The following is a 404-nucleotide window of genomic DNA, read 5'->3' on the forward strand; positions in this document are numbered from 1 at the left end:
ACGTAATGTACAGCGCGGCAGAAGGCAAAGCGTGGAAAGAAGAGTGCGGTGTGCGCAAGCAGATTCAGGTCCGCGATGCGCGCCCGCCGCTGGTGGTGATCAGCCGTTCCCATGCGGATGCGGAGCTGAAAGAGTATCTGCAACAGCTTGGCGAACATCAGACCACGTCCATCGGCTCTTCGCTGAAATTCTGCCTGGTGGCGGAAGGACAGGCGCAGCTGTACCCGCGCTTCGGACCAACGAATATTTGGGACACCGCCGCTGGACATGCTGTAGCTGCAGCTGCCGGAGCGCACGTTCACGACTGGCAGGGTAAACCGCTGGATTACACTCCGCGTGAGTCGTTCCTGAATCCGGGGTTCAGAGTGTCTATTTACTAAATTCAGATGGCAGAAACAGTGTAT

1 protein-coding gene is annotated in these 404 nt (G+C 57.2%); it reads left to right on the forward strand.

Annotation, left to right across the window (positions count from 1 at the left end):
• A partial coding sequence (locus D3242_RS33210; protein WP_281004737.1) for an inositol monophosphatase family protein occupies window positions 1–380 on the forward strand: 380 nt, incomplete at its 5' end.
• Window positions 381–404 lie beyond the last annotated feature (24 nt).

Origin of the sequence: Mesorhizobium jarvisii (assembly GCF_003601985.1) — a bacterium.
GTDB classification, from domain to species: domain Bacteria; phylum Pseudomonadota; class Alphaproteobacteria; order Rhizobiales; family Rhizobiaceae; genus Mesorhizobium; species Mesorhizobium jarvisii.